This window comes from Novosphingobium sp. 63-713 (genome assembly GCF_001898925.1).
Taxonomy (GTDB): Bacteria; Pseudomonadota; Alphaproteobacteria; order Sphingomonadales; family Sphingomonadaceae; genus Novosphingobium.
On the sequence record NZ_MKVS01000047.1, the window covers coordinates 320548 to 337872 of the forward strand.

General features: G+C 63.5%; 16 protein-coding genes. 10 read left to right on the forward strand and 6 right to left on the reverse strand.

Annotated elements, in window-relative coordinates:
* The first annotated feature begins 25 nt into the window (after positions 1 to 25).
* A complete protein-coding gene (locus BGP00_RS19965; protein WP_292688447.1) occupies positions 26 to 1138 on the forward strand; it encodes an acyltransferase in 1113 nt (370 codons plus the stop codon).
* Here BGP00_RS19965 and BGP00_RS19970 read toward each other — a convergent pair.
* Positions 1127 to 2089 carry an FkbM family methyltransferase gene (locus tag BGP00_RS19970; RefSeq protein WP_292688449.1) on the reverse strand — a complete coding sequence of 321 codons (963 nt, stop codon included), beginning with the start codon at positions 2087 to 2089 and terminating at the stop codon, positions 1127 to 1129. The genes BGP00_RS19965 and BGP00_RS19970 overlap by 12 nt on opposite strands.
* Positions 2090 to 2337: 248 nt before the next feature.
* Between BGP00_RS19970 and BGP00_RS19975 the strand changes: the two genes are divergently transcribed.
* Both BGP00_RS19975 and BGP00_RS19980 read left to right on the forward strand, forming a co-directional pair.
* Entirely contained in the window at positions 2338 to 3222 is an 885-nt protein-coding gene (locus BGP00_RS19975) for an SGNH/GDSL hydrolase family protein (protein WP_292688451.1), read from the forward strand.
* Positions 3222 to 5141, forward strand: a complete 1920-nt coding sequence (locus tag BGP00_RS19980; protein ID WP_292688453.1) for an acyltransferase family protein — start codon at positions 3222 to 3224, stop codon at positions 5139 to 5141. The genes BGP00_RS19975 and BGP00_RS19980 overlap by 1 nt, the downstream gene beginning before the upstream one ends.
* Positions 5142 to 5159: 18 nt before the next feature.
* On the opposite strand, the gene phaZ is transcribed toward BGP00_RS19980, so the two are convergent.
* Positions 5160 to 6386: a polyhydroxyalkanoate depolymerase gene (phaZ, locus tag BGP00_RS19985; RefSeq protein ID WP_292688455.1), complete on the reverse strand. Its 1227-nt coding sequence runs from the start codon at positions 6384 to 6386 to the stop codon at positions 5160 to 5162.
* 242 nt (positions 6387 to 6628) lie between these two features.
* On the opposite strand from phaZ, the gene BGP00_RS19990 reads away from it, so the two are divergent.
* The 7 genes from BGP00_RS19990 (at position 6629) to ribA (ending at position 12871) form a co-directional block, all read left to right on the forward strand.
* Positions 6629 to 8449, forward strand: a complete 1821-nt coding sequence (locus BGP00_RS19990) for an ABC transporter transmembrane domain-containing protein (RefSeq protein WP_292689204.1) — start codon at positions 6629 to 6631, stop codon at positions 8447 to 8449.
* Between the two features lie 34 nt (positions 8450 to 8483).
* A complete protein-coding gene (locus BGP00_RS19995; protein WP_292688457.1) occupies positions 8484 to 9299 on the forward strand; it encodes an undecaprenyl-diphosphate phosphatase in 816 nt (271 codons plus the stop codon).
* A 110-nt stretch (positions 9300 to 9409) separates the two neighbouring features.
* A complete protein-coding gene (locus tag BGP00_RS20000; RefSeq protein WP_292688459.1) occupies positions 9410 to 9688 on the forward strand; it encodes a hypothetical protein in 279 nt (92 codons plus the stop codon).
* Positions 9689 to 9847: 159 nt separating this feature from the next.
* On the forward strand, positions 9848 to 10015 hold the full coding sequence (gene rpmG / locus BGP00_RS20005; RefSeq protein WP_168603399.1) for a 50S ribosomal protein L33: 168 nt from the start codon (positions 9848 to 9850) through the stop codon (positions 10013 to 10015).
* 87 nt (positions 10016 to 10102) lie between these two features.
* Positions 10103 to 10750, forward strand: coding sequence for an outer-membrane lipoprotein carrier protein LolA (locus BGP00_RS20010; RefSeq protein WP_292688461.1), 648 nt, complete (start codon positions 10103 to 10105; stop codon positions 10748 to 10750).
* Between the two features lie 283 nt (positions 10751 to 11033).
* A complete protein-coding gene (locus BGP00_RS20015; protein WP_168603401.1) occupies positions 11034 to 11822 on the forward strand; it encodes an exodeoxyribonuclease III in 789 nt (262 codons plus the stop codon).
* Positions 11822 to 12871, forward strand: coding sequence for a GTP cyclohydrolase II (ribA, locus tag BGP00_RS20020; protein WP_292688463.1), 1050 nt, complete (start codon positions 11822 to 11824; stop codon positions 12869 to 12871). Before BGP00_RS20015 ends, ribA begins: the two co-directional genes overlap by 1 nt.
* An 11-nt stretch (positions 12872 to 12882) precedes the next feature.
* On the opposite strand, the gene BGP00_RS20025 is transcribed toward ribA, so the two are convergent.
* The 4 genes from BGP00_RS20025 to BGP00_RS20040 form a co-directional block, all read right to left on the reverse strand.
* Entirely contained in the window at positions 12883 to 13782 is a 900-nt protein-coding gene (locus BGP00_RS20025; protein ID WP_292688465.1) for a LysR family transcriptional regulator, read from the reverse strand.
* A gap of 104 nt (positions 13783 to 13886) precedes the next feature.
* Positions 13887 to 14882, reverse strand: a complete 996-nt coding sequence (locus BGP00_RS20030; RefSeq protein ID WP_292688467.1) for an aldo/keto reductase — start codon at positions 14880 to 14882, stop codon at positions 13887 to 13889.
* 144 nt (positions 14883 to 15026) lie between these two features.
* Positions 15027 to 16079 (reverse strand): sugar phosphate isomerase/epimerase, encoded by a 1053-nt coding sequence (locus BGP00_RS20035; RefSeq protein ID WP_292688469.1) that lies wholly within the window; start codon positions 16077 to 16079, stop codon positions 15027 to 15029.
* Between the two features lie 12 nt (positions 16080 to 16091).
* Positions 16092 to 17207, reverse strand: a complete 1116-nt coding sequence (locus BGP00_RS20040) for a Gfo/Idh/MocA family oxidoreductase (RefSeq protein ID WP_292688471.1) — start codon at positions 17205 to 17207, stop codon at positions 16092 to 16094.
* Between the last annotated feature and the right edge of the window lie 118 nt (positions 17208 to 17325).

Consider the following 17325-nt stretch of genomic DNA (forward strand, 5'->3'; position numbering starts at 1 on the left):
GCGGCCGACCATGGGAGCGGCGTTGATGGACAGGACGCAGCAGACCGCCGCCCTGCCGGGCGCCCGCGCTCTTGCGCCCCAGCTTGATGCGCTGACGGGCTTGCGCGGGCTGGCGGCGTGGTATGTCGTGCTGTTCCACACGCGCGTCACGCTGAAGGCTACGGTGGGGCCGATGGCCTATGCCTTTCTCAGCCATGGCTATCTGGCGGTCGATCTGTTCTTTATCCTCTCGGGCTTTGTGCTGTGGCATTCGGGCGCGGATAATCCGGCCTATCGCGGGGCGCGGGGCATGGCGCGCTTCTGGCTGCGGCGGATCGCGCGGATCTGGCCTTTGCATATGGTGTTGCTGGGCGGTTTTGTCGCGCTGGTGGGGCTTTTGGCGGCCACGGGGCGCGATACCAGCTTCTATCGCTGGGGCGAATTGCCGCTCCATGTGTTGCTGATGCAGAACTGGGGCATGACCATCGGGCTGATGTGGAATGAACCGGCATGGTCGATTTCCTGCGAATGGGCGGCCTATCTGCTGTTTCCCTTTACGGTGATGGCCGCGCCGTGGCGCGATTGGTCAACGGGCGCGCTGGTGGCGCTGGGCTGCGGCCTGCTGGCGGGGCTGTGGGCTTATTTCGCGCTGCATGGCTCGGCTGATTATCTGGGGTATGAAATCCAGCGCACGGGGCTGATGCGCTGTCTGCTGGAATTCTGGATGGGCAACGTGCTGCGGATGCTGTGGGCCCGCTGGCGCGATGTGCCCGATATCTGCACCGGGGCCTGGGCGGCGATGATCGCCCTGCTCGAAGGAGGTGTGGTGCTGCAACTGCCCGAGGCGTCCTATGTGCCGGGCGCCTTTGCCGCGCTCATCCTTGCGCTTTCGCTGGAGGACCGCACGCCTGCGCGTCTGCTGCGTTCCGGTCCGCTGCACTGGCTGGGCGAGATCAGCTATTCAACCTATCTGTCCCATTTTTTGCTGTTTATCGTCTTCAAGATGCTCTTCGTCGGACCCGATCTGACGGTGGGGCTGGGCAAGCTGGCCCTGTTCCTGATGATCGTGCTGGCGGCCTCGGCGGCGCTCTACCGGCTGGTGGAAAAACCGGCGCAGCATTGGATGCTGCGCCGGGGAGAAGCGCGTTTAGCGGCCTGAGCGGCTCATCACCAGATCCATGGCCGTGGCAAAGGCCCGCGCATTGTCGGGGTGAACCATCAACAGATCGCTTTGTTCGCGCGGCAGGCTGTGGACGATCTCCAGCGGCTTGTCTTCGTAATGCAACGCGTCGAGCCAGTCATAGCTGTTGAACATGCGGATCGGCACATAGCCTGCGGCCACGAAGCGGTCGAACAGCGCGGGCCACGCGCCATCCTCGGCCGGCGTGGCCTCCACCGCCAGCGTCGGGCGGCGGGGGAAGCGGTCGATCTGGTCAAGGAACTGATTGAGCACCGGCACCTCGGCCCCCTCGATGTCGATCTTGATGAAGGAGCAATCGGCGCATTCCTGCGCGCTCAGCACCTGATCGAGCGGCAGGGCCTTCACCTTGGCCCCGCCCGTGCGATGCGCGCCGGGCAGCAGGCTGGTCATGCCGATGTTGCTTTGCGGGCCTTCGTAAATGGTAAGCTCGCCCGCCTGCGCCGCCACCGCGCAGCCGCGCACATCGACATTGGTGGCCCCGTTGCGCGCGCTGTTGGCCCGCCCATATTCGGCCAGTCGTGGCAGGGCCTCAACCGCGACCACCCGTCCGCCAGGCCCGGCCAACTGGCTGAACATCAACGTATAATAGCCGATGTTCGCACCAATATCGACAATCACCGTCCCCGGCTCGATCAGATGTTTCATCAGCGCCGTCATATGCGGTTCCCACAGGCCGAAATGCAGGATGCTGGCCTGAATGAGGTCGCCCGCCTCGCAATCGAAACTGGCGCCAAACACGGTGGTGGCGCGGCTGCGGGGAAAGAGGCGGTTGTACACGCGGCGGTAAAAACGCAGCAAGGTGCGCTCACCCCAAGGCACACTGGCAATGGCTTTGAGCACACGGCCCGGATTGGGTTTTAATTCTTTCGCGGCGATGCCGATGCCGCCCATTGCCAAGGAAACAGCCACGTCACTCTCCTGTTATTGGATGACGGTGTGGCTAACATGGGGGTAATTGATGATGTAGACTGGTTAACCATGTTGTTCTTTGCCTGTGCCGAATCGTAACATATCCGGCTTAGCCCAAGGTAAACGGGCATAATTTCTTCTCGCAGCCTGCATGTTCGGCTCTTTCGCGCTGCAACATCGCGTGATACGGGACGGATATGCGTATTTCCCCTTGTTTTTTGGCAGCCGCAGCATGGCTTAGCGCAAGCGTGCCGATCCGGGCAGAAACCCGGAGCCCGGTCATCGTTGTGCTGGGCGACAGTCTGGCCCGCGGCAATTTTGGGGCTGAACTGGGGGAAAGGTTTCACGCCCAAGCTATTAATCTGGGAATCGGCGGCCAGAAAGCCGACGCCATTGCCGCGCGCTTTGGCGCCTTGCCTGTCCATTTGCGCCTGACCGAACCGGAATTGCATGACGGTGCGAATCCGATCGCGGCGATCTGGCCCGAGATATTCCGCACCAGCGATACCGCGATTCGCAGCACCCATGCCACACTGGCCGGGATCAGCGGGATCTATCAGAGGCATGGCGAGGGCGATCCGCCCTATCACGATGTCAACATATTCACGCCCGATCCGGGCCAGACCCTGCCGGTCAGCATCGCGGGCAATGTCGAACTTGAACTCGATGCTCCGGCGCCGCCGGCCGATGTGCTGATCATCTGTGCCGGGCGCAACAACCATTTGCCCGCCGATCAGGACAAGGTGCTTTCCGCCATTGCCGCCATCGTCGAGAAACAGCGCCGCTCGGGCGGTCATTTTCTGGTGCTGGGCGTCCCCAATCAGGCCGGGCCCGAGGAAGCTCGCGGCACGCCTGCCTATCAGGCCATCGTTGATTTCAATGCGCTGCTCTCGCGGCTCTATGGCGATGACTATGTCGATATTCGCGCGGCCTACAATGCGGGCGGCAATCCGGCCCTGCCGCAGGATCTGGCGGACAGGAACGCCGATGTTCCGCCCGCCTCGCTGCGGGCCGATCATATCCATTACAACCCCGCCGGGCGCCATGTCTGGGCCAAGGCGGTGGGCGATGCAATTGCGGCCCATCATTGGTTGAAATCTTACGCAAACTTGCCGGGCAAAGGAAAATCTTGATGAACTTTCGGCAGGATATCAACGGGCTGCGGGCAATCGCCGTATTGGCGGTTCTGGCTTTCCATTTCGGATTTCCCGGGCTTGGCGGTGGATTTGCCGGGGTTGATGTCTTCTTCGTCATCTCGGGCTATCTGATGACGGGGATCATCGTCGCGCGTCTGGACCGCGGTGTGTTTCGCACCACCGATTTCTATCTTGATCGTGCGCGCCGGATCTTTCCCCCGCTGGCGGCCATGGTCATCTGTGTCCTCGTCCCTGCTGCCTTCTGGCTCTTGCCGCAGGACCTGCTTGCCACCGGCAAGCACGGGGCCGCGGCGATCACCTTTTTCTCCAATATGATGTTCTGGAGCGAAACGGGCTATTTCGATCAGAAATCCACGCTGAAATTCTTTCTCCATACCTGGTCGCTCTCGGTCGAGTGGCAATTCTATCTGGTCTATCCGCTGGTCTTGCTTGGGCTTTGCCGGGTCGGCCTCAGGCGCCATCTGCTGCCGATTCTGGCGCTGCTGGCGCTGGCCTCGTTTGGCCTGTGTGTCTGGCTAAGCATCCATAAGCCCTCCGCCGCCTTTTTCCTGTTGCCGCCGCGCGCTTGGGAAATGCTGGTCGGGGCGCTGGCCTATCTGGCCCCGGCGGTTCCGACCAGGGCGCAAAGGCCGGTCCAGATCGCGGGGCTGGTGCTGATTGCGGTTTCGATCGCCTTTGCGCAGGCCGGAAGCTGGCCGGGCCCGGCCACGCTGCTGCCCACGCTGGGCGCGGGGCTGGTGATCGCGGCAGGGCTGGACCGCTCGCGCATTACGGGCAATGCCTTGGCCACTTGGCTGGGGCGCAATTCCTATTCGATCTATCTGTGGCACTGGCCGCTGGCCGTGCTTCTCACGCGCTATGGCAAAATCGGCGATTATCGCTGGACGGCGGCGGCCTTCGTGCTTTCGCTGCTGCTGGGCCATGCCTCGTGGCGCTGGATCGAGCAGGCCGGAGCCAAGACGAAGGGCGCCAAAACCTATCCATGGACCGCCCATCTGGCCTATGTCGCCGCAATGCTGGTGATCGCGGCGGGCGGCGCGGCCTTCTGGAAATCGCGCGGCCTTCCCCAGCGCTTCTCGCCCGAAGTGCGCGCGCTCGAGGCCGAGGCCGCGCCCGGCGGCCCCTACTCCAAGGGCGCGAACCGTTGTTTCGTGACCGGCGGGCCGGTGCCCAAACCCTGTTTGCTGGGGCCGGGCGATCACAAGCGGGTGGCGGTCACCTTTCTGGGCGACAGCATGAGCGAAAATGAGGTGAGCGCCCTGATCGCCGCCTTGCCGCCGGGAACCGACGGGGCGGTGGCCTATAATGGCTATGCCGCCTGCGCGCCGGTGCTGGGGGCCCGATCGGTGGATCGCGAAAGCCGCTGCCAGCAGTTTCTCGAAACCTATCTGGTGCCCCAGACAAAGCCGCGCCGGACGCCGCTGGTGCTCACCGGTTATTGGCAGGGCGTGATCTCGGGGCAGACGCTGACCTTCGACGGATCGGGCAAGCCGGCCGCCTGGCCCGAATTGCGCGAAAAGCTGATCGCATCGAGCTGCGCGCTGGCCAAGGGTGGGCCGACCTATCTGCTGCTGCCCAATCCGGAATTTCCCGAGCCTGTGGTTTCAAGCCTGCAACTTGCCTTGATCGCCGATCCCAAGGCGCCCGACATTTCCATGCCGCTGGCCACCTACAAGGCACAGGTGGCGATGATCGTCGAGGCCATGGAGCAGGCCCACCGTCAATGCGGGGTGCAATTGCTGGATCCCACGCCCATGCTGTGCCCCGATGGACAGAATTGCATGGCCACGCGCGGGCATCGGGCGTTGTTCCGCGATACGCACCACATGACCGAATGGGGCAATCGCGCGCTGATTCCCCTGTTTGCGTCGGTCTTTCATTCCGGCGCAAACTGAGGAACCATCAAGGATGGCTCAGCGCGATGCGTGCTGGGCCATCCATTCCTCGACCACCGGGGCGATCCTTCCGCGCCATTTGCTGCCGTTGAAAATGCCGTAATGGCCCACGCTCTCGGCCAACAGATAGCGCTTGTTGGCCTCGGGCAGGTTATGCGCCAGCGTCAGCGCGGCGCGGGTCTGGCCGATGCCCGAAATATCATCGCGCTCGCCCTCGACCGCCAGCAGCGCGGTGTCGGTGATCGCGCCCAGATCGATCGGCTTGCCGCGATGGACAAATTCGCCCTTGGGCAGCGAATGCTTTTGGAACACATGCTCGATGGTCTGAAGATAGAAATCCGAGGTCATGTCGCAGACGCTGCGATATTCCTCATAGAAACCCTTGGTGGCATCCGCGCTGTCGCCGTCGCCTTCGACCAGATGCTTGAACATCTGCCAATGGCTCATCATGTGCGAATGCAGGTTCATGCTGATGAAGCCGGCAAGCTGCAGAAAGCCGGGGTAAACCTTGCGCCCGGCGCCGGGGTAATGCAGCGGAACCTGCGCGATCACATGATGTTCGAACCAGCTGAGCGGACGCGTGACGGCCACGTCATTAACGCTGGTGGGCGCCTCGCGCGTGTCCACCGGGCCGCCCATCATGGTCAGCGTCAGCGGGCGGCATGGGTGCTTGTTCGCGCCCATGATCGCCGTTGCCGCATAGGCCGGGACCGAAGGCTGGCACACGGCCAGCATATGCGTGTTGGGCCCGATAAATTCGAGATAGCCGATCAGATAGTCGATATAATCGTCCAGATCGAAGCGCCCGGCCTCCATCGGCACCATCTTCGCATCGGCCCAATCAGTGATGTAAACCACCGCGCGTTCCATCATCCGCGCCACCGTCCCGCGCAGCAGCGTGGCATAGTGCCCGCTCATCGGCGCGACGACCAGCAGTTTGGGCGCATCGGCAGGCAGGCCGTCATGGCTGAAGCGCAGCAGATTGCCGAAGGGGCGGTGCTGGACAATGGCCTCCGTCACGCCATGCGAGACGCCATCGACGGTCACGGTCTCAATGTCGAAATTGGGTTTGCCCCGCGGCATCGCGGCATGGGAAAAAACATCCAAAGCCGAGGCCATCACCTGTCCCAGACCCAGCGCGGCCATCGGATTGGCCGGATTCGTCAGTGTTTCGGCCATCACCGAGGCCCAGGCGCTGGCGCCCGAAAGAAGGCTGCGTTGCATTTCATAAGCGTTGTATAACATCAACTTATCCCTTGCGCGGCGTCATGGTGGGGGAATACGCCATCGGCTTGTTGTCATACATATCGCCATATTCCTTCAATGTTGCAATCCGACCTGGGCCTACTATTCAGTAGTCGGAGCAATCTGACCCCCTCATCTTGCTAACCATTCTTTGCTTGCCCGGTTCCAAACCGCCTAAAAATCCTATAGGGCGCTGGCCCATGTCTGCGAGCCAAGCCGAAGCAACCGTTGCCCCCGCCCCGATGCCATCCGGCGCGCAAGATAGCGCCGATGGCGAGGCCGCCGTTTCCCCCAAACCGTCCAAGGATCTGGGCCCGCTGCGCATGGTGTGGCGCGCGGCGGTGGCCTATCCGGGGCGGCTGGCGATGGCGGGGGCGGCGCTGATCGTCACCTCGGCCACCACGGCCAGCGTGCCATGGGGGTTCCGCCAAGTGGTGGACAAAGGCTTTTCGCGCGGGAGCGATCCGGCGACCATCGACCGCTGGTTCGAAACCCTGCTGGCGATGGTGGTGGTGCTGGCCATCGGCACGGCGGTGCGCTTCTTCAACGTCTCCTGGCTGGGCGAGCGCGTGGTGGCCGATGTCCGGCTGGCCGTTCAGCGCAACCTGCTGCGCCAACCGCCCAGCTTCTTTGAGGAAAACAGCCCCAAGGAAATCTCCAGCCGCATGACCGCCGACACCGCGCTCATCGAACAGGTGGTGGGCACGACGGTGTCGGTGGCGCTGCGCAATGCGATCACGGCGATTGTCGGTATTGCCATCCTCTTTTTCCTTGCGCCCAAGCTGACGGGGATGCTGGTGATCGCCATTCCGGTGGTGGTGGGGCCGATCGTGTGGTTCGGGCGGCGTCTGCGCCGCGAATCGCGATCCAGCCAGGACCGCATCGCCGACATCGGCGCGATGGTGACCGAGGTGTTGGGCGCGGCGCGTATTGTGCAAGCCTTCAATCAGGAAGCGCGCGAGAGCGACCGTTTCGCCGCCGCCGTCGAGCGCAGCTTTGGCACCGCGCTGCGCCGGATCAAGATCCGCTCGACCATGACCAGTGTGGTGACGCTTCTGGTGCTGGGTTCGCTGGTGCTGCTGATGTGGCGCGGGGCGGCGGGCGTGGCCAGCGGCGAGATTTCGGGCGGGATCATCGCCCAATTCGTGCTGACGGGCGCATTGGTGGCGGGGGCCTTTGGCTCGTTGACCGAGGTGTATGGCGATCTGGTGCGTGCGGCGGGGGCGGCAAGCCGTCTGTCCGAATTGCTTAACGAGCGGCCCGCGATTGCGCCGCCTGCCAAGCCGATTGCTCTGCCGAGCCCCGCGCGCGGCCAGATCAGCTTTGAGAACGTGACCTTCCGCTATCCCACTCGCCCCGAAGTGGCGGCGCTGGCCAATTTCGACCTCAAGGTCGAGCCGGGCGAGACGGTGGCGATTGTCGGCCCTTCGGGGGCGGGCAAATCGACGATCTTCCAACTGGCCGAACGTTTCTATGATCCGCAGGGCGGGGCGATCAAGCTGGACGGCGTGCCTTTGACAGGCGCCGATCCGGCCGAGATCCGCCAGCGTATGGCGCTGGTGCCGCAGGAAGGCGTGCTGTTTGCCGCCAGCGCGCGCGACAATCTGCGCTATGGCAATTGGAGCGCGTCGGACGAGGCGATCTGGGAAGCGGCCCGCGCGGCCAATGCGGAGGGCTTCCTGCGCGATCTGCCCGAGGGGCTGGACACATTCCTTGGCGAAAACGGCGCGCGCCTCTCGGGCGGTCAGCGTCAGCGCATGGCGATTGCCCGCGCGATCCTGCGCGATGCGCCGATCCTGCTGCTCGACGAGGCCACCAGCGCGCTGGATGCCGAAAGCGAGCGTCTGGTGCAGGATGCGCTCGACCGTCTGATGCAGGGGCGCACCACGCTGGTCATCGCCCATCGGCTGGCCACCGTGCGTCAGGCCGACCGCATTGTCGTGATGGAGGGCGGGCGCATCGTCGAGCTGGGCCGACACGAGGAATTGACGCAGGCGGGCGGACTTTATGCCCGCCTTGCAAGTTTGCAATTTGACGAACGCGCCTTTGCAGGCGAAGCGTAATTTCCTCCTCTCCCGCGAATTTTAAGGACATCTCATGCCCTTGCTAGTCACCGCCATCCTGCTCGGCATCGTCGAAGGTCTGACGGAATTTCTGCCTGTTTCCTCCACCGGCCACCTGATTCTTGCCGCCAAGCTGTTCGGCTATGACGATGCGCAATGGTCGGTGTTCAACATCGTGATCCAGCTGGGCGCGATTCTGGCCGTGGTGGTGCTGTATTGGCGCACGTTCTGGGCGGTGGGTCTGGGGCTGATTCGCGGCGAAAAGACCGCGATCCAGTTCATCATCAACCTGCTGGTGGCCTTTATCCCGGCCGTGGTGCTGGGGCTGATCTTCAAGAAAAAGATCGACATCCTGCTCGAAAGCCCGATGGTGGTGGCATGGGCGCTGGTGGTGGGCGGCGTGGCGATCATCGCCATCGAGCGCTTTGCCAAGGGCGGCGATTATGTCGGCATCGGGCAACTGCCGGTGTCCAAGTGCTTCGGTGTGGGGCTGATGCAATGTCTGGCCATGGTGCCGGGCGTGTCGCGTTCGGGGGCGACGATCATGGGCGCGCTGTGCATGGGCATCAACCGTTCGACGGCGGCCGAATTCAGCTTCTTCCTTGCCATTCCCACCATGCTGGGCGCGACCGTGCTGCAATTGGCCAGCCACCGTCATGAACTGGCGGCGGGCACCTCGGCCGTGGGCATGAGCGAGATCGCGGTGGGCTTTGTAGTGTCCTTCGTGGTGGCGCTGGCCGTCATCAAGGGCTTTGTCACTTATATCAGCCGCCGTGGCTTCACGCCCTTTGCCATCTATCGCATCATCGCGGGCGCGGTGGCGATCTATGCGCTGGGCCATATGGGATAAATGCGCCGGTCCGGCCTGAAAATCCCGCGAGCCGATTTTCGGGCCGCCAAAAAGACCCATAAGTGTTTGCGCAGGTTTGTAGTATCCTTGAACCGGAAAGGATTCGCGCCATGACCCTGCTTGCCCTTTTGCTGATCGGTGCTGTTGTCGGCCTGTTGACCGGAGCCTTGTTCCGCCGCTTGGGGATTATCACGCGGCTGGCCGATATGGGCTTTGGGATGATCGGGGCCTTTGTGGTGGGGGCGATGGGCTCCGGCGCGCTGTTGCAGGGGCTGGACCGCACCTATGCCGCCTTTGCCGCCGTGGGGGCTGCGGGGCTGGTGGTGCTGGTTCATGTCGCCTCGGCGCTGCTGCGGCCGGTTCACACCAAATATTACAAGCGCCGATAGGCAAGTCGCGCTTGACTCTGCGCCCCGGCTAAAGCATGGGGCCACCCTCTTGCCACGCGGCGCATAAGGTGCAGCTTGGCTCATGTGAATTTTGCCCTGGTTGGCGCGCCGCTGTCTCAGCGATGCAAGGACCGGGTCTGGAACAATTAGGAAAGTGTCATGGCAAAGCCCGCAACCGTCAAGATCCGTCTGGTTTCCAGCGCCAACACCGGCTTCTTCTATGTGACCAAGAAGAACCCGCGCAACACCACGGAAAAGTTCAGCTTCCGCAAGTATGATCCCGTTGCCCGCAAGCACGTGGAATTCAAGGAAGCCAAGATCAAGTAAGATTCAGGAGCGGTTCAAGCCGGCGCTGTTATAAGCGCGGGCATGAAAAACGCTCAGACCTTACCGAATCGCCGGGTGGCGCGTCGCATGACGTTGCGCCTGGCCATGGGGCTGCTGGTTGCGGGACCGGCGGCCCTTTCGCTTGCTGCTCCAGCCCCCGCGATGGCCAATGCAGTGGGGGCCAATGGCTCGGCCCAGATCGATCAGGCTGTTGCCGCCCTGCGCGGGATCGACACGCTGCGCGCCAACTTCGTGCAGCGCTCCGAGGCCACCGGCCAGCAGGTGACCGGCGTGCTGAGCCTGAAGCGGCCCGGCAAGATCCGTTTCCAGTATCAGCGCGGCTATCCGGTGCTGATCATTTCGGACGGCAAGGCGCTGACCATTATCGATTCGGAGGTCAAGCAGACCCAGCGCTGGCCGATCGGCAAGAGCCCGATGGGCGCGCTGCTGAACCCGGCCAAGGACATGGCGCAATATGGCACGCTGCTGCCCAGCCTCGACCCCCATGTCACCAACATCCGCGTGACCGACCGCATGCACCCCGAATATGGCGTCATGACGCTCAGCTTTGCCCATAAGGCCGGTGTGCCGGGCGGGATGGAGCTGGTGGGATGGCAGACCGTGGACGCGCAGAATCGGCGCACCACGATTATCCTTTCGGGCCACCAATATGGCGTGGATCTGGGGGATGATCTGTTCAAATATCTCGACATCAGGCCCAATGTCCGGCGCTGATACGCTTAAATGTCATTGCTGTGACAATCTGCGACAATGCTGCCGATCCTGTTCATAAGGCAGCAAGGCAAGCGGGCCTATACAGGTCTTCGACAAGGCGGACGAGTTGGTGGGTTTTCCCCCCTGTTGCCCACCTCTCTAACGAGATCCGCATGTCAGCGTGACGAACGCACACACGAACCCTCGCTCCCCATGCCCCCGGGGAGCGGGGGTTTTCTTTTTGCGGCCTGTTGAGAAAAAATGCGGTGCCACTTTCGGGCGCGATGCTTTATGGGCTGCGCGCATGATCTCTATCGCTACATGGAACATCAACTCGGTGCGGCTGCGTATGCCGCTGGTCGAACGCTATCTGAAGGAGCATGGGCCCGATGTCCTGTGCCTTCAGGAAATCAAGACAGTGGCCGAGTTGTTCCCCGCGCAGGCCTTTGCCGATCTGGGCTACACCTATCAGGCGGTGCATGGCCAGAAGGGCTATCACGGCGTGGCCACGGTCGCGCGGATTCCCTTTACCGAAGTCTCGCGCCACGACTGGCAGGCCAATGGCGAGGCGCGCCATGTGGGCGTCCGGCTGAGCGACAGCGGCGTGGTGGTCGAGAATGTCTATATCCCGGCGGGCGGCGACGAGCCTGACCGCGAAATCAACCCCAAGTTCGGCCAGAAGCTCGATTTCCTGGCCCGCATGACCGAGTGGGCCGGGACGGTGAAGGACCCCACGATCATCCTTGGCGATTTCAACATTGCCCCGCTGGAAAGCGATGTGTGGAGCCATAAGGCGCTGCTCAAGGTGGTCAGCCATACACCGATCGAGGTCGAGACGCTGGCACGTTTCAAGGCCGCGCATGATTTCGTCGATATCGGTCGCCAGCTGATCGCCGCGCCTGAGCGTTACTATTCCTGGTGGTCCTATCGCGCCAAGGACTGGCGCGTGAACGACAAGGGCCGCCGCCTCGACCATATCTGGGGCTCGCCCAGCGTGGCAGCGCAGGCCCGCGCGCATCGCGTGCTGGAAGATGCGCGCAATTGGGAAAAATGCTCGGACCACGTGCCGCTGATCACCGAGTTCGATCTGTAATGAGCGCGACGCGGCGGGTTGCGCGGGCGCTCGATGCGCTGCGCCATGGCTGGGCGGTGCGGGTGGGGCCTTGGGTGCTGCTGCCGGCCGAAACCGGCTTTGGCGCCGAGGTTTCCGCGCGCCGGATGCTGATTTCCGCCGCGCGGGCCACCACGCTTAAGCTGGCCAACCAGCGCGATGCGGCAGAGCCGGAAAGCCCGGTGCTGATTCGCGGGGCCGAGCCTTTCGATCTCGCGCTGGCCCGCGCGATGGGTGATCCCGCGCTCGATCTGGCCAATCCGCTCAAGGGGCCGTTTCTGGCCGAACCGATTGCCGATCATGACAGCGCGGTGGCCGCGATGGAACTGGCGCGTCTGGCGGGCGTCCTGCCCGCCTTCCTCGTTGACCCCAGCGGGGTTGAGGAAGCGCAGGAGGTTTCCGCCGCCGATCTGGAGGATTGGAAGGACCCGCGCCACCTGAGCATCGCCTCGCGCGCGCGCTTGCCCGTCTCGGTGTGCGAGAGCGCCGAGATCGTCGCCTTCCGCGCGCTCGATGATCTGCGCGAACATGTCGCCCTCGTGCTGGGGCGGCAGAGCGCGGACCGAGTGCCTTTGGTGCGGCTCCATTCCGAATGCCTGACGGGCGATGTGCTGGGCAGTTTGAAATGCGATTGCGGGCCGCAGCTTGATGCGGCCCTTGCCGCTATGGCGGATGAGGCCAATGACGGCGGCTGGGGCGTGCTGCTCTATCTGCGTCAGGAAGGGCGGGGCATTGGCCTTGTCAACAAGCTGCGCGCCTATCAGCTTCAGGATCAGGGCTTTGACACGGTGGATGCGAACCAGCGCCTCGGCCTGCCTAATGAGGCGCGCGATTTTCCCGTGGCGGCGCGGATGCTCGAACTGCTGGGCGTGCATGGCATCCGGTTGATGACCAACAATCCGGCCAAGGTGGAAACCTTGAAATCCGTGGGCGTCAATGTGATCGAGCGCGTGGCCCATGCCTTGCCCGCCAATCCGCACAATGCGCGCTATCTGGCCACCAAGCGGGACCGTTCGGGCCATTTTCTTTAACGGGCGCGCCGTCAATCCCGATACCGAAGGGCCTCGACCAGCAAGGCAAACGCCGGTGAGGCCTGACGGCGGCTGGGGTAATAGAGGTGGTATCCGGCAAAGGGCGGGCACCAGTCCTCCAGCACCCGCACCAGACGGCCTGATGCCACGCTGTCATGCACGATGTCATCCACCGTCATGGCCAGCCCCATGCCCGCCTCGGCGGCCTGCAGCACCATGCTTGACCCGCCGAAGGTCAATTGTCCCTCGACGCGGACATTCATCACCCGGCCCTCTTTTTCAAATTCCCAGGCATACAGGCCCCCGCTGCTGGCCATGCGCAGGTTGATGCAATTGTGCTGGGCCAGTTCCTGCGGGGTTTGGGGGATGGGATGGCGGGCGAAATAGTCGGGCGAACCGACACAGGCCATGCGCAGCGAAGGCCCGATGCGCACCGCGATCATGTCGCGCGCAATCGCCTCGCCCAAGCGGATGCCCGCATCGAAACGTTCCTCGACGATATCGACAAAGCCGTTGTTGATGCTGACCTCGACATGGATGTCGGGATAGCGCGGCAGGATCCGCGTCAGCGCGGGCCAGAGCAGGCTCCTTGCGGCATGTTCGGAGGCGGTGATGCGGATATTGCCTGCGGGCCGCTCGCGCATCTGGGTGATCTCGCCGATCCCGGCGCCGATCTGATCGAGCGCGGGGCCGATCACCGCCACCAGTCGTTCGCCCGCCTCAGTGGGGGAAACCGAGCGCGTGGTGCGCGTCAGCAGGCGCACCCCCATCTTGGCCTCCAGCCGCCGCATCGTGTGGCTCAATGCCGATTGCGACACGCCCAGCTTGGCCGCCGCGCGGGTAAAGCTGCGCTCTTCGGACACCACCAGAAAGGCGGCCAGATCGGCCAGATCGTTGCGATCAACCGCCATGTCGGGCTTTCCTCCCCTTGCCGTTTAAACCCGGAGAGGCATAGGCCGCCGCGCCGCCAAAGGCCATGGTCAAGACCATCTCGCGATGATCTTGACCTTATGGCTCACAGCCCGGTCATCGCTTCGGCCGCCGGAGTATAGCGCGCGCCATGGACCTCGATTCCGGCAAGCAGCAGGCCGATCTGGGCCAGATCGGTGTCCGACAGGGCGATATCCGCCGCGCCAAGGTTCTCCTCCAGCCGGTGCAGCTTGGTCGTGCCGGGGATGGGGACGATGTAGGGACGGCGGGCCAGCAGCCATGCCAGCGCGATCTGGGCCGGTGTGGTGCCATGCTGGGCGGCGATGGCCTTGAGGCCCTCGACCAGCGCCAGATTGGCGGCCAGAGCGTCAGCCTGAAAACGCGGCAGGGTGGCGCGGAAATCGCCCTGCGAGACATCGTCCGTGCTGGTGATCGCCCCGGTCAGGAAACCCTTGCCCAGCGGCGAATAGGGGACAAGCCCGATGCCCAGTTCATCGCAGGCGTCGAGAATGCCGTTGGTTTCAACCTGACGCGTCCAGAGCGAATATTCGTTTTGCAGCATGGCGACGGGCTGGACCGCATGGGCGCGGCGCAGGGTGGCCGCACTGGGCTCGCTCATGCCGAAATGCCTGACCTTGCCCTGCGCGATCAGATCGCGCACGGTTCCGGCCACATCCTCGATCGGCACATTGGGATCGACGCGGTGCTGGTAAAACACGTCCAGCGCATCGACGCGCAGGCGCTTGAGCGAGGCTTCGGCCACGGCGCGGATGCGGTCGGGGTGGCTGGAAACACCGCGCATGGCGCCGGTTGCCGGGTCGATGTCAAAGCCGAACTTGGTGGCTATGGTCACCTGTCCCTTGAAGGGTTCGAGCGCCTCGCCCACGGTTTCCTCATTGGTCCACGGGCCATAGACCTCGGCGGTGTCGAAAAAGGTCACGCCGCGCTCGACCGCGGCGCGGATCATGGCGACGCCGTCCGCGCGCGAGAGCGTGTTGGCATAGCCGAAATCCAGCCCCATGCAGCCATAGCCAAGGGCGGAAACTTGCGGGCCGTTCTGGCCAAGCTGGCGGATTTTCATAAGCCGGTCACTCCGAAAGGGTGGGGTATGACGGGGCTTTTAGCCCAAACGGCTTATGAGGATTAGCAGGGGATAGCGGCATGCGGTTATGAAGATGCTTCATGAAAGGCGAGGGAACCTTTCCCGCATGCCGCCTTGGGTAATTTACAGCCCCATCAGGCGCCGATTGAGATCGCGATCCTCGCCGCCTGCGGCAAAATCGTCGAAGGCGTGTTCGGTGACCGGGATGATGTGCTTGGCGATGAAGGGAGCGCCTTCGGCCGCGCCCACTTCGGGGTGCTTCAACGCGCATTCCCATTCCAGCACGGCCCAGCCGGCATAGTCATACTGCGCCATCTTGCTGAAGATCTGGCTGAAATCGACCTGACCATCGCCAAGGCTGCGGAAACGGCCGGGACGGTTGACCCAGCTCTGATAGCCGCCATAGACGCCGCTGCGGCCCGAGGGGCGGAACTCGGCATCCTTGACGTGGAAGCACTTGATGCGCTCGTGATAGATGTCGATGAACTGGAGATAGTCCAGACATTGCAGCACGAAATGCGACGGATCATACAGGATGTTGGCGCGCGGATGGTTGTTCACGCGCTCAAGGAACATCTCGAAGGTCACGCCATCGTGCAGGTCCTCGCCCGGATGCAGTTCAAAGCCGATATCGACGCCGTTTTCATCGAACACGTCAAGGATCGGCTTCCAGCGGCGGGCCAGTTCGTCAAACGCATCCTCGACCAGACCGGCGGGGCGCTGGGGCCAGGGATAGACATAGGGCCATGCCAGCGCGCCGGGGAACGAGGCATGGGTGGTCAGGCCCAGACGCGCGCTCGCCTTGGCGGCAAAGTGCATCTGCTCGACCGCCCAAGCCTGGCGCGCGGCGGGATTGCCGCGCACATGCTCGGCGGCGAAACCGTCGAATTGCGCGTCATAGGCGGGGTGAACCGCGACGAGCTGACCCTGCAAATGCGTCGAAAGTTCGGTGATCTCCAGCCCCTTGTCGGCGAGCATCCCCTTGATGTCGTCGCAATAGGTCTGGCTTTCCGCCGCCTTGGCCAGATCGAACAGACGCCCGTCCCAGCTCGGGATCTGGATGCCCTTGTAGCCCAGCCCTGCCATGTAATCGGCAATGGCGGGCAGCGAATTGAACGGCGCAGCATCGCCCGCGAATTGCGCGAGGAAAATGCCGGGGCCTTTGATGGTCTTCATATGTCGGTCCTTTTAAACCGTGAACTTGGTCCAGCCCGCGCCCGCTTTGGAAAGCGCAACGGACTGTTCGATCAGCGCCATGCCGCGCAGGCCATCGGCGATGCCGGGGACCAGCGAGCCTTCCTCGCCCCGGATTTGCCGGGCGAAGTCGCGGTAGAGATTGGCGAAGGCTTCGAGATAGCCTTCGGGGTGGCCGCCCGGCGTACGGCTGGCGCGGACGGCATCGGCGCCAAGGCCGGGATCGCCCGCCTGCACCAACTCGCTGCGGCCGTCATCGTGATAGATCCAGAGCATATTCGGATCTTCCTGACGCCAGCGCAGGCCCGCCTTTTCGCCATAGATGCGAATGGTCAGGCCGTTGCGCTCGCCCACCGAAATCTGGCTGGCCAGCAGCGCGCCGCGCGCGCCGTTCGCAAAACGCAGCAGGATCTGGCAATCGTCATCGACGCGGCGGCCCGGAACCACCGTGCCCAGATCGGCAAGGATCTCGGAGACCTGAAGGCCGGTGATGAATTCGGCCAGATGGAAGGCATGGACGCCAATATCGGCCACGCAGCCGCCAACGCCGCTGCGCGCCGGATCGCCGCGCCATTCGGCCTGCTTGCCGGTCTCGGGCTTGGACAGCCAGCCCTGCGGATATTCCACCACCACCTTGCGGATCGCGCCCAGAGCGCCCGCCGCAATGCGCGCACGCGCCTCGCGCACCAGCGGATAACCCGAATAGGTGTAGGTCAGCGCAAAGGGCTTGCCCGCCTTTTCCACGATCGCGGCCAGTTCATGGGCTTGGCGCAACGTGGTGGTCGCAGGCTTGTCGCAGATCACCGCAAACCCTGCCTCCAGCGCGGCCTTGGCGGCGGGCAGGTGCATATGGTTGGGCGTGGTGATCGCCACGAAATCAATCGGATCGGCGCGCTTGGCTTCTTCGGCCAACATGGCGGCGATGTCGGCATAGGCCCGCGAGGGATCGATCCGGTACGCTTCCCCCGCCGCGCGCGACTTTTCCGCGCTGGAGCTGAAGGCGCCCGCCACCAGCTCGATCTCGCGGTCCAGTTCCGCCGCTATCCGATGCACCGGGCCGATAAACGCCCCCGGCCCACCACCGATCATTCCCATCCGCAAGCGGCGCATTTCACTCTCCTTGGAGACAGGCATTACGCCCATCAATAATCAGAATTGTTATTCTGATTTATCCCTTGCCTCGTCAAATCTGTCAAGTCCGGCGGCCACGGGCAGGCATGAAGCGCCC

Excerpts from the sequence above, each read along its gene's own strand:
- BGP00_RS20010 (WP_292688461.1), top strand. The coding sequence starts at position 10,103 with ATGACGTTGCGCCTGGCCATGGGGCTGCTGGTTGCGGGACCGGCGGCC.
- BGP00_RS19980 (WP_292688453.1), top strand. The coding sequence starts at position 3,222 with ATGAACTTTCGGCAGGATATCAACGGGCTGCGGGCAATCGCCGTATTG.
- rpmG (WP_168603399.1), top strand. The coding sequence starts at position 9,848 with ATGGCAAAGCCCGCAACCGTCAAGATCCGTCTGGTTTCCAGCGCCAAC.
- BGP00_RS20040 (WP_292688471.1), bottom strand. The coding sequence starts at position 17,207 with ATGCGCCGCTTGCGGATGGGAATGATCGGTGGTGGGCCGGGGGCGTTT.
- phaZ (WP_292688455.1), bottom strand. The coding sequence starts at position 6,386 with ATGTTATACAACGCTTATGAAATGCAACGCAGCCTTCTTTCGGGCGCC.
- BGP00_RS20030 (WP_292688467.1), bottom strand. The coding sequence starts at position 14,882 with ATGAAAATCCGCCAGCTTGGCCAGAACGGCCCGCAAGTTTCCGCCCTT.
- BGP00_RS20000 (WP_292688459.1), top strand. The coding sequence starts at position 9,410 with ATGACCCTGCTTGCCCTTTTGCTGATCGGTGCTGTTGTCGGCCTGTTG.
- BGP00_RS19965 (WP_292688447.1), top strand. The coding sequence starts at position 26 with ATGGACAGGACGCAGCAGACCGCCGCCCTGCCGGGCGCCCGCGCTCTT.
- BGP00_RS20025 (WP_292688465.1), bottom strand. The coding sequence starts at position 13,782 with ATGGCGGTTGATCGCAACGATCTGGCCGATCTGGCCGCCTTTCTGGTG.
- BGP00_RS19995 (WP_292688457.1), top strand. The coding sequence starts at position 8,484 with ATGCCCTTGCTAGTCACCGCCATCCTGCTCGGCATCGTCGAAGGTCTG.
- BGP00_RS20035 (WP_292688469.1), bottom strand. The coding sequence starts at position 16,079 with ATGAAGACCATCAAAGGCCCCGGCATTTTCCTCGCGCAATTCGCGGGC.
- ribA (WP_292688463.1), top strand. The coding sequence starts at position 11,822 with ATGAGCGCGACGCGGCGGGTTGCGCGGGCGCTCGATGCGCTGCGCCAT.
- BGP00_RS19990 (WP_292689204.1), top strand. The coding sequence starts at position 6,629 with ATGCCATCCGGCGCGCAAGATAGCGCCGATGGCGAGGCCGCCGTTTCC.
- BGP00_RS20015 (WP_168603401.1), top strand. The coding sequence starts at position 11,034 with ATGATCTCTATCGCTACATGGAACATCAACTCGGTGCGGCTGCGTATG.